Raw genomic sequence first — 1,210 nt, 5'->3', positions numbered from 1 at the left:
GGCGCCACCGACACCCGCGCCCGCGCCCGCACCCGCGCCGGCACCCGCACCCGCACCAGCTCCTGCACCGGCCGCCGCCGCGCCCGCCGCGATCCCGCCGCCGACGGGCAGCAGCACGCCGAGCGCCCCGAGCCCGAGCAGCCCGAGCACCAGGGGCGCGAACACCGCGCGCATGCCGTGGTTGACGTCGCCCAGCTCGAGCACCAGCCCGCGGCACGTCCCGCAGGTGTCGAGGTGCGCCTCGACCTGCGCCGTCTCACGGGTGCCCAGCCCGCCGCGCACGTAGGAGCCCAGCTTGCCGGCGACGGACCGGCAGCCCTCGTCGAGCGGGTCCTGCAGGTGCTGCTGGAGGTAGGCCTGCCGCAGGCCCTCGCGCGCGCGGTAAGAGAGCGCGGCGACGCCGTTCGCCGTGAGGCCCAGGATCGGGGCGATCTCGGCGGGGGTCAGCCCCTCGACCTCCGTGTGCCATAGGACCGCCTGCCACCGCTCGGGCAGCGAGTGGAAGGCGCGCGCGACGACCCCCCGCTCGAAGCCCGCGAGCGCCGGGTCCTCGGCGGTGCCGGCCAGCGCGGTCCCGGCCTCGAGGACGGCGATGTCGTCCGTCGGCTGCACGCGGCGGGCCTTCTCGCGCCGCAGCGCGGCCACCCGGCGCACCACGGTGAACAGGTAGGCGCGGAACGCGGTCTCGGGGCCGTTGCCGCGCTGCAGGGCGCCGAAGACGGCCGCGAACGAGTCGGAGACGACGTCGTCGGCGTCCGCCGGGGAGTCCGTGTACTGCCGCGCGACCACCCAGGCCGCGCCGGAATGGCGTTCGTAGAGCGCGCCGAGGGCGGCAGCGTCACCGGAGCGCGCGGAAGCGATGAGCTCCGCGTCCCCCGTGACCCCGCCGTCGAGCTGCGCGCTTGCTGACACGTAGTGCTCCCGTCGGAATTCCACGTCCGATCGCACAGCCTGCCATATGCGGCGTATCCGCATAACCAGGGTGAAATTCGCCGGGTGAAAAGAACCGGACCCGCGTCATGGCCGACACCTGTCGGCCTCTCAACCGGCGTGACGACGATTCCAGGGCCGAACAGCGCTGCCCTGCCCGCCTTCCCGGGGTCCCCCGGGGACGGCGTCCTGCCCGCGGCGCTCCGCGAGCGGTGGCGCGACGAGAGCGCGCGTTCCGTGTGGCTGCGACCCTCCGACTGGTACCACCCGGCCGTCGACG

The 1,210-nt window shown here is 75.3% G+C and carries 1 protein-coding gene; it reads right to left on the bottom strand.

Annotation, left to right across the window (positions count from 1 at the left end; translation table 11 throughout):
• Positions 1-936: sigma-70 family RNA polymerase sigma factor (locus ACXJKG_RS21230; RefSeq protein WP_456847695.1), on the bottom strand; the 936-nt coding region annotated here is incomplete at its 3' end.
• Positions 937-1,210 lie beyond the last annotated feature (274 nt).

The sequence above is a fragment of the Cellulomonas sp. P5_C6 genome (assembly GCF_054049635.1).
Note: the sequence above shows the minus strand (reverse complement) of the source record. Positions and strands in the feature narration are given on the sequence as shown.